Source organism: Scytonema sp. UIC 10036, from assembly GCF_009725235.1.
Genome location: NZ_WJFC01000022.1, coordinates 64,689 through 82,440, shown reverse-complemented (window position 1 = coordinate 82,440; position 17,752 = coordinate 64,689). Strand labels below are relative to the sequence as shown.

At 43.9% G+C, this 17,752-nt stretch carries 2 protein-coding genes; both read left to right on the top strand.

Annotated elements, in window-relative coordinates; translation table 11 throughout:
* Positions 1-346: 346 nt before the first annotated feature.
* The gene (locus F7734_RS13015) at positions 347-1,072 is read left to right on the top strand and encodes a hypothetical protein (protein ID WP_155745126.1); all 726 of its coding nucleotides are present in this window, start codon (positions 347-349) and stop codon (positions 1,070-1,072) included.
* A 642-nt stretch (positions 1,073-1,714) separates the two neighbouring features.
* Positions 1,715-17,740: a CARDB domain-containing protein gene (locus F7734_RS63395; protein WP_155745125.1), complete on the top strand. Its 16,026-nt coding sequence runs from the start codon at positions 1,715-1,717 to the stop codon at positions 17,738-17,740.
* Positions 17,741-17,752: the final 12 nt, after the last annotated feature.

The following is a 17,752-nucleotide window of genomic DNA, read 5'->3' as shown; positions in this document are numbered from 1 at the left end:
TATCCATTGAGACATTTAATAATAGGAATAAGAATTGAATCGGCTCAAAGTATTTGATGAGTCGGTTAACCGTAACCGCGCCGAAATACTCATTGTTTGGATTCAATTGCTAGAGCGTCTGTTCATTATTCAATATTGAGCAGAAAAAACTCAGTTTCTGTCCCTGCTAAGACCGAATTTTCGTTCCCATTACTTAAAGAAACTGGGTGGCATGAGATGACTGTACAAACGCTCTAGAAATTGGGAACTAAGAAACCAGATAGACCCCAAAGCTATCTGGTGTAGATTTGTGTGCCGTTCAAGACAAAAATGCTGAAATTTTAGGATGAAAAGAGAAATAAATTCAATGAGCCAAACTTTAGTTAATCAAGAATCTACGATTATCTTTGCTATCAAAGAGAATAATCCCGCCACTCTTACAGAAGATTTGCTTAAATATATTGGTGCTGTTCCAAAAGAATGGCAGGCGGCGCGTCCCCCTATTTGCAGCAATAGTGTTTCTCAAGTCATGTTCACATCAGGCGTTGGTGTTGTGTCTGAGCCAAATCGCGTCCTAATCATAGAAACTATTGCAGGAAAAGCAGCAGCAGAAATCTCTTGCCCGAGCGTTGCTAAAAAATATGTAGAAACCCTGTCCAATGTTGAATATCAGGCGGTCAGCATTAATCATCGCGGTTACGTTGCTTTCGAACGAGAACAAGATGCGGCGAGCAAGTACATGGCACAGACTTTGCTGTCACCCGGTACTTGGCAAGAAGTTGGTAACGCGCCGATGCGAGCGACGCTTAATTTAGCTTACTCCCTAGATCGCTGTCCGTTGTATCTAAGTATCACTGAAGCAGCGCTGCGTTTTCCAGACGAAACAACGACCCCAATTGTGATGTTCAGCAGTAGTTTCAGGTATGAAATTGCTGGCGGAACTGCACCAGAACGCCTCAGCCATCTCCATCAAGCCATTGATAATTGGCAAACCGATTTGTCAACTTACCAAGATATTATCAACACAAAGTTTCTTGCTAGAGCATCTGAAAATTCTGCTGTGGTTCCAAGCTTATTTGCGATGAGTGCCTGAGCCTCAGCTTAATAGCGTATAGTTATGACTGAAAAATTCCAAAAACTACTTTCAAAGAAGCCATAAGCAATAAGTGGGCTGGTCATTTTCCAAAAAACGTCCATAGCTTGAGCAAGTGAATCTATTGCGGTTCTTGAACGTGTTTGAGTTTCAAGCATCTATCACTTGAAACTCAAATCTCTATCTGTAACAACAATTTAGTAAACGTTTCACGCCCTGAAGCTAGAGTATGGTGTCGCCAAAAATCTGGAGCTTGTGAAAAACCATTAGCTGTACTTATCTACGGAAATCTTCGCTATGTAGCAATTAATTCCAGCCTAGATTTTGGGCTAATATTTTGTTGGCTGCCGACAGAAACTTTGGGATTTGAGTTTCTGCGAAAATAGCTGATAGTTTTCCGGGATTCAATTCATATCAACTTTCCGAGCTATAAAGAAAATATAAAAATCACACAAAATTCCATCAGAAAAATCAAAGGCTTTATTAAAAACATTGACTAAAGTCCTGATTGTATTTCTCATCGAGCAGCAGGCTATAAACTTAACACCGCAGCTACTAGCAGAAATTTTTACTAATTTTTGGACAGGATTACAGCTTTATTCACTTCAATAACAACAGATTTTTAAATTCAGGAGCATTCTTATGAGTAATAACAATCCCATTAACCTACCCTTTAGTTTGATTGATGGAGATGCTTTTCCCTGGGAAATCACAGCAGACGGAGAATTGGAATACGGTCGTATAGCAACCAACTCAGATACAGGCGAGCAATATTTTCTATCTTATGGAAAATTGAGTAATGATTATTACGGTTATCATAGCGCCGATGCTTATACAGAAGATAATGGTCGTGAAGTCGTCATAGCTCCTAGATATGTTGGCAGCGGATACGGTGGTGATTTGCCAATTTCAGTATCCCGAAAAATCTACATTTCAGAAAATTCTGGCTTTGTTCGGATTTTAGATATCGTCACAAATACGTATTCACAACGATGGACTTACGATTTTACGGTTGACAATGATTTGCCTTACTTGCAATCAAATGTTGTCAATACCTCTAGTGGTGACGATATTCTCACGCTTGATGATAACTGGCTTGTAGTCGATGGCATCTATCAAGAAGGTTCGCTTAACAATACCTTCGATATGCTTCAAGTCATCGCCGGTTCGGGTGGTTATCGACCTTTCAAGGTTTACACTTCCTCAGGAGCAGATTTTACGTATAAGCTGGATTTAGCTCCTGGTGAAACTCAGATTGTCATGCACTTTATTGCTCGCAATTCCGATGTCGCGACTGCCTTAGCAAAAGGAGATCAGCTTGCGCTTTTGGGTATGAATGCTTTAGCGGGAATGACTGAGGAAGAAAAAAGCCAGGTTATCAACTTTGACACTGGGGTTAATAATAATGTGCCTCCTGACTTGGTAGTTTTAAATCCTAATGCTCCAAATACTGCTATAACAGGTCAGGAGATCGCAGTATCTTGGGGTGTGAAAAACCAAGGAAGTGGTTTGACTTCATCTTACTGGGAAGACAATATTTTTATCTCTGATAATACTACCCTCGATCCAAGCGATATTCAATTATTTAACCAATGGCATTCCGCCGACACACCACTAGCTGTTAATAGTAGCTACGAACTTACCGGAAATATTCGTATACCAAAGGTAACACCAGGGCAAAAGTATCTACTGTTTGTAACAGATGGGTACTATAATGACTACTATGGCATTTACCGTGGTAATTACCAAGGAGAAGTTAACGAATCTAACAACGTCCTTGCTGTACCGATTGAAATCGAAGCTCCAGATTTGGTTATTTCATCACCCATAGGTATAGATAGCGTTATATTGGGTGAAAAAATTTCTTTGTCTTGGACTGTCACCAACCAGAGTAATGTTTCAGCCCCAGCAAGTTGGTACGATTATGTGTATATTTCCAGTGACACTCGGTTTGATAACAACGATACATACGTAACTGAAAATTTTACTTATGGTTTTGATAACCCGTTAGCTGGTAATGCTAGTTACACTATCAACAAACAAAATATTACTATTCCAATTACAGAACTTGGCGATCGATACCTGCTCTTTATCACAAACAAAAGTGACTTCCAAGCCGATACCAATGAAACCAATAATGTTTTCGCAGTACCGATAGAGATTAAAGCACCAGATCTGCAAATTTCAACCGTCCAAGCTCCTCAAGCTCCGGTTGAAGCTTCTTGGGGCGAGACTATCTCAGTGTCTTGGAGTGTTATTAACCAGGGTGAGGCTGCCGCTCCAGCCAAGTGGTACGACCGTGTATTGCTTTCTAGTGACGATGAATTAGGCTATGACACTGCTATAGGCAGTAAGTATATCGATCTTCAAACACCCTTAGCACCTGGTGCTAGCTACGAAAATACTATAGATATTACCATACCAAATGGGTGGTTTCATGGAAGTGGGCATTTACTGTTTGTGGCAGATGGGTCCTATAATTACCAAGGTGAAACTAATGAAGCCAATAACTACGTTGCAGTACCGATAGAGATTAAAGCACCAGATTTGAAAGTTTCAGAAGTCCAAGCCTTGGACACAGCCATTCCGGGTCAGAGTTTTTTAGTCTCCTGGACTGTTAAAAACCAAGGAAATGGTACAGCTTTTACTGATTGGACTGATTACGTCTATTTATCTAGCAATGATACTTATGAATACTGGCAAGATACACTTTTAACTAGTGAGAGTATTACTGCTCAAACACCGCTAGCTGCTGGGGAAAGTTACGAGATCCAAAACAAATTTATTACTATCCCAACTACAGCCGAAGGACCTCAGTACCTACTGTTTGTGACTGATGGGTATAATAAAAGTTATGAATACTATAGTTACTATTGGGAAACAAAGCAATCCGAAACCAACGAATATAACAATGTTTATCCTGTACCCATTCAAATCAGCACTCCAGACTTATCTTTTGCATCTGCTCCCATAGCTCCAGATACAGCCGTTTTAGGTGAGACAATTTCGGTTAGTTGGACTGTTAAGAATCAGAGTAATAATAGCCCTGCTAATGCTGATTGGTACGATCGCGTATATATTTCCAGTGACACCACCCTTGATGAGACAGACACATTTGTAGACTCTGAAAAAATTTCTAAGCAAACTCCTGGTGGTAACTACACCATTGCAAACAAAGAGCTCCTCATACCCACTACTATGACCGGGCCGAGGTATCTGTTGTTTATTACAAATGCAACTGGTGACCAAGGTGAAAATGATAAATCTAACAATACATACGCAGTTCCCATTGAAATCAAAGCACCGGATTTAACGGTAAAAGAGGCTGGAAGACCAAATCCAGGTACAACCACTTGGACAGCTAGTTGGGGTCAGGAAATACCAGTTTTTTGGACTGTAAAAAATATAAGTGATGGAGATGCTAAAGCTAATTGGTATGACCGCGTATATATTTCAAGTGACGACAAGCTCAATGGAGACACGCTTTTATACAGTGAATACATTGACGCTCAAACACCTCTAGCTGCTTATGCAAGCTACACTATCAGCGACAAACTGATTACCATACCTAACTATAGTAACGACATCAGAGGAAATCAGTACTTACTGTTTGTAACAGACGCAAATCAAGACCAAGGAGAAACGAATGAAGCCAAAGGTCTATTGGAAACCAACAATGTAAAACCAGTACCGATTTTTATAGCTGCGCCAGACCTTGTGGTTGAATCGGTAACTGCTGTTCCATCAACCTCTGCCCAATTTGGTCAAACCATTAATGTTACTTACTTTGTCAGCAATGCTGGCGATCCTGGTTCATCAACTGTTGCTTCGAGGTGGACAGATCGGATTTGGCTTTGCAAAGGATCAACGCTTGACAGCCCTAGAATTGAGTTGACACCTGTATCGGTAGAGAGAGATACACCGTTAAATTCTGGTACTTCTTATTCCAAAACAGTTACCGTACCTTTACCATTAAATCCGCAGTTCTCCAACGGGACTTACTATATTTGGGTGGAGACAGATACTTCATACAATCAAGTGGAATTTAATGAAAACAACAACACCAAATTCAGCCAACCTATTAACCTGACATTACCGACCATACCCGATTTGCAGGTCACTAGTGTTGTGACTCCGTTTGAGGGACTATCCGGACAAAAACTGGAAATTGTATGGACAATATACAATGGAGGGGATAAAGATGCCACTGGAGTATGGCACGATAACGTTTATCTGTCGAAAGACGGAAGTGTCGGAAACGACGATTTTTATGCATCTTTTTCCTTTGAAGGAACAATTCAAGCAGGCAAGCCAATTGAGCGCAGACAGTTCATTGACTTGCCTATCGATCTAGAAGGCGAGCGTTGGGTAGTTGTTAAGACGGATGCTGGTGGCGATGTCTACGAACACGGTCAAGAGAGCAACAATACTCTTATTTCCTCCAATCCTATCGATATTAGCAAGAGCGATTTTCCGAACCTGAAAGTATCCAGCGTTACTGCTCGAACCGATTCAGCTTTCTCCGGTCAGAAAATCACACTTGATTGGGTAGTAGAAAACACAGGAACTGGCTCAACTAGCGCTCCAATTTGGTACGACGCCGTTTTCCTGTCTTTAAACGGTCAAGAAACATACCTGGGTCAAACTTCTAACTTTAGCTACTTGGATAAATATGGTAGCGGCATACACAGCTATAACAATAGTTTAGAGGTTACCTTGCCTGATAACATTGAGGGCAACAACTACTACTTTGTTGTTAAAACTGATTACTACGATAATGTCTACGAATATCAAAAGGAGGATGACAATTTTCGGAGCACAGAATCACCCACCAACATTGAACTGACTCCACCGCCAGACTTGCAGTTGACTGTCAACGAACATTCCCCAGTGTTCTCAGGTCAGAGGATGACCCTGAATTGGACTGTTGTCAATAATGGTTCTGGCAAAACCTCTCAGCACAGCTGGTATGACGAAGTTTATATGTCAGCTGACCCCTACCCAGGCAATGGCGATGAGGAGTACTTCCTGGGTTCTCGTTACCACTACGGCGACCTTGATGTTTATGATGCTAACAGCACTAATGGAGCTACTAGCAGCTACACCACCAGTTTGGATGTCACTTTGCCAATAGGAGTGAGTGGAAATTTCTACTTCATTGTTAGAACTGATGCTGGCAATCAGGTTTTGGAATTTGCGGGCGACGCCAATAACATTGTTGCCCAACCTACACCTACTATTGTTAACCTCACACCACCGCCAGACTTGGAAGTCGAGTTGGTAGACGTTCCAACTCAAGCTTTGGCTAGCCATGCCCTGACCATCGATTACCGCGTTACCAACTATGGCTCAACCGCAACTCCTAACTATTCCTGGGTTGATGCTTTCTATCTATCCCAGGATGCTAATTTCAACCTCAACACGGATAGATTGTTGGGTGAAGTTACGCAGTATGGCTATTTAGACGCCGGTATACCCGATGACCGTTCTGTGACCTTCACTCTACCTGATGGGCTGAGTGGTACTTTCCACGTCTTTGTTGTTACTGACCAGCGCAATGACGTTTTTGAACTGAATAATGACAATAATGTTAATAATTACAACAATGTTGGTAATAATGTCGGAGTTGTTACAGTTTCATCGCGTCCGGCAGATTTGGTAGTTTCGGCGATCGATGTTCCCACAACTCTTGAGGCAGGCATTGCGAGCCGTATCAAATGGACTGTTGCTAACACTGGAACTGGTGACACTGCTGTCAGGGCTTGGACTGACAGCATAATTGCGTCTGGTGATACAAATTTAGGCAACGACGATGACGTTGTTTTAGGTTCTTTCTACCACAGCGATACATTAAGTTTGATAGACGGTACTTACCGAAGTGGTTTGTTGAACCCTGGGGATTTCTCCGAACGCAACGAACTGGTTACCATTCCCTTCACCTTGTCAGGTCAGTACCATTTGTTTGTTGTGACTGATGCTAACGCTCAGGTCTATGAAGCAAATGCTCTTGGCAATAACTATAAATCCCAATTAATTACCGTCAATCGAGACACTCCCGATTTGCAAGTGACTGGAGTTAATGCGACACCTTCTGTATCATCAACAGACAAGCTCGCTGTTAATTGGACGGTGAAAAACTTCGGAACTGGTCGCACCAATGCCTACTCCTGGTACGACAGCGTTTACCTTTCTACCGACACTCAACTCAACTCTCAACAAGACATTTACTTGGGACAAGTTTTCCATTCTGGTGCTCTAGACCAATTCGGCTCTTATGACGGTTCTGGTACCTTTAACCTGCCAATAGACCTTAAGGGTAATTATCACGTCATTGTCCGCACAGATAACAGTGCCAATAGCGAGTATAATGACCGGGTTTTGGAAGGTTCTTTAGAAAATAACAACGACAAAGCAACCAGCAACACCACTGCTATTACCCTAGGTGAAGTTCCTAACTTGGTGGTGGAAAGTGTTGATGCACCCATTGATGCTATTAGCAGTCAGCTATTTAATCTCACTTGGACTGTCCGCAACGATGGTGCTGCTACTGGCTACAAGCGTTGGTACGATGCCATCTACCTCTCTCGCGACCAAAATTTTGACCGCAGTAGCGATATCTACCTCGACTACCGATACCGTGTTGGCGGTTTAGCAGCTGGAGAGACGTACACGCAACAAAACCAACTGTTCAAAATCCCCTCTGGGTTGTCTGGTCCATTCTACGTCTTTGTTGTCACTGATGGTGGCAATGAGGTATACGAACGCGGTGGAGAAGGCAACACGGTGGGCAACAATTTGAACTATGACCGGAACTCCGTACAGGTGAGTTTGCCGAACCCTGCTGACTTGAGTGTCGGTACTATCACTGTCCCTGTCAATGCCGTTCCAGGGCTTGATGCCACCATCAGTTACCGAATTAACAACACAGGACCAAATGCGGCTCAAGGTATTTGGTATGACTCAATCTACCTTTCTGCTGATGATAAGTGGGATATAAATGATACTTTCTTTGGACGTAGCCAAGCACCAGTAAGCTACGTAGCTGCTCCAGGCAATGACTACAGCTATTACGACAATAGTATAACAGCTCCCTTACCCGGTGTAGTCAGGGGCGACTATCACGTTATTGTCAAGAGCGATATTCGCAACGCCATTGTAGAAAACGATGAAAATAACAACATTGGTGGTTCTTTAGACAAAGTATCAATTGATGTCGAGTCACTGCAATTGGATGTCTCAAAAACTGGAACGCTCTTCCAAGGACAATCTGTCTACTATAAGATTGATGTCGCCCTGGGAGAGACGCTACAAGTCACCTTTGATTCTGTTGCGGATAATGCGTTTAACGAACTCTACATTCGCTACGGTGAAATGCCTTCCCAAACAGAGTTTGACTATGGATTTGAGAATGTCTCTGCCGACCAGCAAATTGTCGTACCCTTTACCGAAGCTGGCACTTACTATGTTCTTGCCCGTGCCATCAAAGCTCCAGAGTGGATTCCTCGTCTAGTTATAGATGAGAATACTACCGTTTCTGGATTGGGAAATAACTACACGATTGAGGCTAAGACGATTGACTTTGGTATCACATCCATCGGTCAAACAGTAGGCGATCGCGGTGGTAAGATGACTCTGGAGATTGATGGTGCCAAGTTTAATTCGTTCATGACAGCAGAGTTGACTGATAGCACTGGTAAGTCAATTGTTGCTGAGAATATTTGGTTTGAAGATTCTACTGAGGTATTCGCGACTTTTGACCTGAGAAATGCTGCTGTAGGAACTTATGACCTGAAGCTGACACAGCCCTCATACAGTCAAACTGCTAATGGAGAAATTGCGCCCATCATCTCAGATATTTTGGAAGATAGGTTTTCTGTAGTTGATGCCCGTCAAGATAATGTCCTGATTTCAGTGACTTCGACACCTGCTGTATCTCCCGGACAAAGCTTCGACATCATTGTTTCCTACGCCAATCGCGGTACTCATGATGTTACGGCACCCGTAATTGTTTTGAATGCCAGTTCCGACATTCGCTTAGAAAATATTCAAGATGGAGATGAGTTTGCCCAATTTGGTTCAATGGCATTGCTCGGGACTAGCAATGAAGGACCAGCTGGTGTTCTTCGTCCTGGTGAAACGGGTATCATTCGCCTCCGGGGGACAGCGCCTTCGACTACCGGACCAATCAATATTAGTGCTCGCCAGATGATAGACGATGGCTCCCCAATCAACTACAACGACTTTATCGAGTACCTGGGCGGTGATGTTTCAACCAAGCCGTGGGCAGATGCGGCGGGGGCTTTACGCAATCAGTTTGGTAATTCTTGGACTAGTTTTGAAAAGGGTTTAGCTGAGCGTGCTACGGAGTTAGCTGAGATTGGCGACTACACTCACTCTGCTACTGAACTGTGGACTGATGTTGCTCTAGATGCTTGGGGTAGGACTGATTCTAATGACTATGCAACACCTTTAATTGAAAACAGTATATTGGATACTAGCAGTAGTGTTCAGTTGAAAAATACTATTGCAATCGAAAATGGTTTTTCAGAAGTCAACAATAATGTTCAGTCATTTAGTCTTGAGTCAAGCTCTCAGTTTTTGAATGAAGATTTATCAACCAATCTAGCTCAGACAGCTTACTTTCCTCAAGGTCAAATATTTGAAGTAGTGGAGGCTATAGCTCAAGTATTTGGCTACCCAGAAGATGCCGCAGTAGGAATAAAAGTACCAGGCGGTGTTGAACCTATTGGACGAACAGGACCTGCTCCGAATTCATCATTTGATTTCACTATTTCTTTAAATGATATTGGAAATCCCACATTAGCAGATGTATTAGATGATTTAACGGGAGTAAATCCAGCGGTAGATATAAGTTCCCATGCATTATCCATTGCAAAATCTGTTGATGTTGATAAAAACACCATCAGAGGTTTGCTTGCTTTACTTGAACCATATCCTGCTGCTTCTGATACTTTAGCGCAGCGAGCAGCGCTGCAGATAGATTTTGGTTTAGACAGCATTGCAGATTTACTAGCTTTACTTTCTTCTTACCCTGGTGCTTTTGATACTTTAATGCAACGGGTAGAGCAAAAAATATTAGCAACTGCAGATCAATTTGAGAATGGTGGAAATACAACAATACCGATACTAGGTGAACCTTTTGGATTGATTAAGCGACCACCTGCACCAACTGCTGGTGCTGCTTTAAGGCATTTTGTAGGTGAACTCGGTTCCACACCTGAAAACCTAGTGAACTCCTACGAGGAAAGTGTAAAGCAAGCTATATCCGCGACAAATCCCAAAGCTCCTTTTTGGTTCATTAACAAAGTTATTGAAGTTGGTAAAAACTATGGAGCAGTGTGGAAGACATTTAATCCCACCTATCCCTTTGCTCCTAACCCTACAGGTCACGTGCATATAGATGATGATTCCGCACTGGGAATAGTTGTCCCCAATGTTGATTCAGCAAGAATCCCCAATAACATTGTGAAGGACATCTCTGAAAGCCAAGAGTATAAATCAGAGATTGATTTTTTGAAGAAACAATTAGATTCAGCTGTTAAGCGTGGTTTCTTCCTTACGATACCTGAAGGAAGCTCTTATGGACCAACAATAATAAATATTCAAGTACCAACGGGTAAAAATAGCCACACTTTCGATTTTGACAAGAACCCTAATAAAGCTCCTATTATTCCTCTTCGGGGTATATATTATAGTTCAAATGAACCAAGTGATTTTTTTCAAGATACTGATGTACTTTTAACTCTGGGTCAAGTCAGTTATCAGAAAAATGAAAATTCCAAAACAGAAGGACTTTATGCTGTTGTTAATTCAATTCAAATTACAGAATCTTCTAACAGAAGAAACTACCAAGCTGATGTCTCTGTCTACGGAGTTGATTCATACTCTTGGCAAAATGATGACCGTGATAATGCAAGAAATTCTTTGTGGAGAGGAAGTGGTATTGACCCTGTAGTTTTTGAGTATCTGTGGCTAACTCAACAATATGGTTATGGTCAACCTTTCACTTTTAGTTTTCAGATTGATGAAATAACTTCAGGCTCCGTCAGTATCCCTGATGATTATCCACCTAAGAAGCCACCTCTACCGCCAACATCTTACAATTCACCAAACAATTCAAACCAACCAGGAAATCCACTAAATCCCTTCAATCCATTCGACCCGGGAAACAGTGTTACCAATGTTGTTGTTTCCCGCGACCCCAACGACATCCTTGGTCCTCAAGGGTTTGGTGCAGAACATTGGGTAACATCTGATCCCTTAAATTACACTATCCGCTTTGAAAACGACCCAGTTTTTGCGACTGCGCCTGCCCAAGTTGTACGCATTACCCAACAACTTGACAGCGACCTCGACTTCCGTACCTTCCGCGTGGGTGACTTCGGCTTTGGCGACACATTTATTGACGTACCAGACAACCGAGCTTTCTATCAAACCCGCCTGGACTTAACTGCTACTAAAGGAATCTACGTAGATGTAGTCGCGGGTATTGATATTGCTACAGGTCAAGCCTTCTGGGAACTGACATCCATAGACCCAACCACTGGAGTAGAGCCAACCAATCCCTTGCAAGGTTTCTTGCCACCCAACATCACCAAACCTGAAGGGGACGGCTTTGTCAGCTACTCCGTAAAACCCAAATCGAGTGTTGAGAACGGTGCAGTTATTGACGCCCAAGCACGCATTATCTTCGATATTAACGAACCCATCGATACACCAGCAATTTTCAACACCATTGACAAGAGTAAACCTACAAGCACTGTTAGTGCATTGCCAAGTGCGACTAACGACACCAGTTTCTCAGTCAGTTGGTCTGGTAGTGACAATACGGGTGGGTCAGCTTTGGCTGGTTTTACTATCTACGTCTCAGACAATGGCGGAGCATTTGTTCCTTGGCTGGAAAACACCACTCTCACCAAAGCCGCATTCACAGGCATTGCTGGTCACAGCTACGCCTTCTACAGCCGTGCCCGTGACAACGCGGGCAATACTGAAGATGCTCCGAAGAGTCCTCAAGCATCTACGACCATTGCTGGTGGTAACCCTGGTACGCTGGCATTCGGTGCTGGTGAGTTCAGTATTAGCGAAGATGGCACACCGATTCATGCAGTGACCATCATCCGTACCGATGGCACGACTGGTTCAATTAGCGCCACTGTTACCCTGAGTGATGATACCGCTATCTCTCCAACCGACTACAACAGCACTCCCATTGTTGTCACCTTTGAGCCGGGAGAAACAAGCAAAACAGTGCTCATCCCCATCGTCAATGATACGTTAATTGAAAGCGCACAGAAGCTAAACTTAGTTCTGGGCAACCCCACGGGCGGTGCGACCATTGGCGGTCAAAACAGCGCTACCGTCACCATTGTAGATGATGATGTGCAGCTAGCTTTTAGTGCTGCAACATTTAGCGCCATCGAAGACGGCACACAAGAGGCTGCTGTCACAGTCATCCGTACTGGCAGAAGCTCTGGAGCAGTCAGTGCCACTATTACACTCAGTAATGGTACTGCCACTTCCCCGACTGATTACGACAGTACATCTATAGTTGTAAACTTTGCTGACGGAGAAACAACTAAGACTGTTGTCATCCCAATTGTTAACGATACGGTCTCTGAAAGTGATGAGGCGATCGACCTCACCTTAAGCAGCCCGACTCTAGGTGCGACAATTGGGACTCAAAGCACTGCTACCTTCATAATTAAAGACAATGACACTCCGCTTAACCTCATCGGTACTCCCAACAACGATACCTTGGTTGGCGCGTATGGGAATGACACCTTAGATGGTAGAGAAGGCTCGGACACCTTAATTGGCGGTGCGGGTAATGACACCCTCATTGGTGGTACGGGCAATGACACGTTGGATGGTGGTATTGGCAATGACTCCATGGACGGTGGCAGCGGCAATGACACCTATATTGTTGATAGCGTCGCCGATACCGTTATTGAGAATGCGGGTGGCGGTGCTGATACAGTCCAAGCTTCTGTTGACTTCTCGATAGATGGGATGAGTATAGAAAATCTGATCCTAACTGGTAACGCCATCAGTGGTACTGGTAACAACCTGAGCAACCGCATCACAGGAAACGCTCAGAATAACATCTTGAGTGGTGGTATCGGTTACAGCGATGATACCTTGGATGGTGGGGAAGGTGATGACATAATGTCCGGTGGTTATGGTCATGACACTTACATTGTTGATTCGCCTAACGACATCATTGTTGAAAATGCGGCAGAAGGTTATGATACAGTCGAAGTTTCTGTTGACTACTCAATAGCTGGATTTGCCAATGTAGAAAATTTGATACTAATTGGTAATGCTATCAGAGGTACTGGCAACTCAGTCGGCAACTATCTTGGTGGAAATGCACTCAACAACGTTCTGGATGGGGGAGAAGGCGACGATACCCTTGATGGCTATGAAGGGGATGACACCTTAATTGGCGGTGTCGGCAACGATTATCTGTATGGTTATACAGGTAATGACACTCTTGATGGCGGTACTGGTGATGACAGAATGCTTGGTGGTAGTGGCAATGATACTTACATTGTTGATTCAGTTAACGACACCATTACTGAGAATATTAATGAAGGAACCGATACAATTAAGGCGGCGATTGACTACTCAATCGCTGGGCTGACCAATGTAGAACATTTGACACTAACTCTTAATGCCATTAACGGGACTGGTAACTACCAGAGCAACCGCATCACAGGGAACGATCTAGACAACGTCTTGAGTGGTGGCGCTGGCTATGACACTTTAATTGGCGGTGCGGGTAACGATACCTTGATTGGCGGTACTGGTGATGACATTTACATTGTTGATTCGCTCAATGATACCGTTGTTGAGAATGCGAACGAAGGTTATGACAGGATTGACGCTTCGATTGACTACTCAATCGCTGGGCTTGCTAATATAGAGCACTTAACACTCACTCTGAACGCTATCAACGGTACTGGCAACTCTCTCAATAACAGGATCTTCGGAAACTCTCTTGACAATACTTTAATTGGTGATGCTGGCAACGACTTTTTGGATGGCAGCACGGGTAACGATACTCTCATTGGGGGGACAGGCGATGACATTTACATTGTTGATTCTCCCAACGACACCATTGTTGAAAATGCTCTTGAAGGTACTAGCGATTGGGTGCAAGCTTCTGTTGACTACTCAATAGCTTCCTTTGCCAACATAGAATGGTTGACACTAACTCTTAATGCCATCAACGGTACTGGCAACTCCCAAAACAACTATTTTGAGGGAAATGCACTCGATAACGTTTTGGATGGGGGAGAAGGTGATGATTCCCTCAATGGCTTACAAGGCAATGACACCATAATTGGCGGTGCGGGCAACGATACTCTTGCTGGCGAGGAAGGAAACGATACCTTAGTTGGGGGTAATGGTAACGATAGTTATTATGTTGACAGCACGGCAGACACTATCATCGAAGAGTTAAACGCTGGGACAGATAGCGTTTGGTCATCTATTAGCTGGACACTTGGAGAAAATCTAGAGAAGTTGACGCTTTATGGTTCCAACTCCATTAATGGCACGGGCAATCAACTCAACAACACAATCACGGGTAATGCTGCTAACAATATATTGTCTGGTGGTCTTGGTTACGATAACCTCTATGGAGAGGCTGGGGATGACACTCTTGATGGTGGGGAAGGCAGCGATAGCCTGAATGGCGGTGATGGAAATGATATTTTGGATGGCGGGTCAGACCACGATTATCTCTATGGCAACGCTGGCAATGACACGCTCAATGGTGGCAGTGGCAATGATTACCTCAGGGGTGATGCGGGGAATGATACGCTCAACGGTGGGTCAGGGAATGATAGCCTTGATGGGAGCACGGGTAACGATGTCCTCGCGGGTGATGATGGGGATGACTACTACTCTGTTGACAGTATTTCCGACAGCATTTTGGAAGCAGCGAATGCTGGTACAGATACCGTTAGTTCGTCAGTCAGTTGGACGCTTGGTTCTCATTTAGAAAACTTAACCTTAACGGGTACAAGCACCATCGCTGGTGTGGGTAATGCTCTCAACAACACAATTAGGAGCAACAACTACGGAAACAACCTGTTTGGCAATGACGGTAACGATACTCTCATTGGCGGTACTGGTAATGATACCCTTGATGGTGGTACAGGCAACGACAGAATGGAAGGTGGCACTGGTGATGATACTTACATCGTTGATAGCACCACTGATACCATCATTGAGTTTTCTAATAGCGGTACTGATACAGTTATTGCTTCGATTGACTTCTCAATTGCTGGGTTAGCCAACATCGAAAATCTCACACTAACTGGTAGTGCCATCGGCGGTACGGGGAATTCTTTGAACAACCGCATGACAGGGAATGCCCTCGACAATACCTTGAATGGCGATAGCGGCAATGACACCTTAATTGGTGATGCGGGCAAAGACACCCTCATTGGCGGTACGGGCAATGACACGTTGGATGGTGGTACTGGCAATGACACGATGGACGGTGGTAGCGGTGATGATACTTACATTGTTGACAACACCACCGATACCATTATTGAGAATGCTAGTAGCGGTACTGATACAGTTATTGCTTCTATTGACTTCTCAATCGCTGGACTATTGAATATAGAAAACCTAACACTGGCTGGTAATGCCACTAGCGCTACTGGCAACTCCTTAAACAACGTCATCACTGGAAACGCCCTCGACAACACCTTGAATGGAGGTGTTGGCAGTGATACCCTCATTGGCGCTACTGGTAATGACATCCTTGATGGCGGTACAGGCAATGACAGAATGGAAGGTGGCATTGGTGATGATACTTACATCGTTGACAACACCATTGATACCATTGTTGAGAATGCTAGCAGCGGTCTTGATACAGTCGAGGCTTCTGTTAGCTTCTCAATCGCCGGGTTTACTTATGTAGAAAACCTGATACTAACTGGTAGTGCCACTAGCGCTACTGGTAACTCACTTAACAACGTCATCACTGGAAATTCCCTCAACAATACCCTGAATGGTGGTGGCGGTGATGACATCTTAAATGGTGGTGCTGGTAACGATACTCTCATCGGGGGTGTAGGTAACGATACTTACATTATTGATTCACTTAACGACACCATAACTGAATATTCGTCAGAAGGCACCGATACTGTCGAAGCTGCCATTGACTTTTCAATCGCCGGGTTTACTTATGTAGAAAACCTGACACTGACTGGTAATGCCACTAACGGTACGGGCAACTCCCTCAACAACCGCATGACTGGCAACGCCCAGAACAATACCTTAAATGGTGGTGGCGGTGATGACATCTTAAATGGTGGTGCTGGTAACGATACTCTCATCGGTGGCGTAAGTAACGATACTTACATTATTGATTCACTCAACGACACCATAACTGAAAATGCTTCAGAAGGTACCGATACTGTCGAAGCTACTATTGACTTTTCAATCGCCGCGCTCACTAACATCGAAGACCTGACACTAACTGGTAATGCTATCAGTGGTACGGGCAACTCCCTCAACAACCGCATGACAGGAAACGCCCTCGACAATACCTTAGATGGTGGCGCTCTTAACGACACTCTCATTGGTGGTGCTGGTAACGACACTCTCATTGGTGGCACTGGCAATGACACAATGGATGGTGGCACTGGCGATGACATTTATGTTGTTGATACTACAAGCGATATTATCATTGAGAATGCTAGTAGCGGTACTGATACCATCGAGGCTTCTGTGAGCTTCTCTATAGCTGGGCTTACCTACGTAGAGAACTTGACACTAACTGGTGGCGCTATCAGCGGTACTGGTAACTCACTCAACAACGTCATCACTGGAAATGCCCAAAATAACACCTTAAATGGTGGTGCGGGTAATGACACCCTCATTGGCGGTGCGGGTAACGATACCCTCGATGGTAGCACGGGTAACGATGTTCTCTCTGGTGGCGATGGAGATGACACTTACTACGTTGACAGTGCTAGTGACAGTATTACTGAAGCTGCTAATGCTGGTACAGATACCGTCAATTCCTCTATAAGTTGGACTCTGGGGGATAATTTGGAGAATTTGACCCTAACGGGTAATAGTACCATTGACGGGATCGGTAATGCTCTCAATAACACGATTACGGCAAACAGTGTCAGTAACAACCTCTTCGGTCATGACGGCAATGACAACCTGACTGGAGGTGTTGGTAATGACTTGCTTGATGGTGGTACAGGAGATGACACCTTGATTGGGGGATCGGGCAATGACACCCTCATTGGCGGTTTTGGCAATGATGTACTCACGGGTAGTACTGGAGTTGATTTCTTCGTTCTCAACAATCCAAACACTGGAGTTGATAGTATTACCGACTTCTCGGCAGTTGATGATACACTCCGTGTTTCTGCTGCTGGTTTCGGTGGTGGGTTAACTTTCGGTGCTACCATTACCTCAAGCCAATTTCTCATCGGTAGCGGTGCAGTGGCAGCAACTAACTCTAGTCAGCGATTTATCTACAACACCACTACAGGCGCTCTGTTCTTTGATGCCGATGGTAACCAGACGGGATTTGGGGCGGTACAGGTAGCGACGCTATCAAATAAACCAACAATTGGCACTAGTGACATTTTTGTCACCACTTGATGTAGACCATCA

Bases quoted from the DNA above. Each gene is read 5' to 3' on its own strand.
- F7734_RS63395 (WP_155745125.1), top strand. From the start codon at position 1,715: ATGAGTAATAACAATCCCATTAACCTACCCTTTAGTTTGATTGATGGA.
- F7734_RS13015 (WP_155745126.1), top strand. From the start codon at position 347: ATGAGCCAAACTTTAGTTAATCAAGAATCTACGATTATCTTTGCTATC.